Here is a 244-nt window from a genome sequence, read left to right as displayed (position 1 = left end):
GCTCAGCTTGGTAGAGCACTTGGTTTGGGACCAAGGGGTCGCAGGTTCGAATCCTGTCTTCCCGACCATCCTTTCTCGGATACTTTAGAAAAATTAAATGCGGGTGTAGTTTAGTGGTAAAACCTCAGCCTTCCAAGCTGATGATGAGAGTTCGATTCTCTTCACCCGCTCCATTATTGCTCTTTGAAAACTGAACAAAACAAAGCGCCAACGTTAAATTTTAAGTGAGCACACACTATTAAAA

Annotated in this window: 1 tRNA gene; it reads left to right on the top strand. The window is 43.4% G+C overall.

The annotated features are described in order from the left end of the window. Positions 1-99: 99 nt before the first annotated feature. Positions 100-173, top strand: a tRNA-Gly gene (locus ASU00_RS24130). The last annotated feature ends 71 nt before the right edge of the window (positions 174-244 follow it).

This window comes from Peribacillus muralis, from assembly GCF_001439925.1.
Classification (GTDB): Bacteria; Bacillota; Bacilli; order Bacillales; family DSM-1321; genus Peribacillus; species Peribacillus muralis.
Note: the sequence above shows the minus strand (reverse complement) of the source record. Positions and strands in the feature narration are given on the sequence as shown.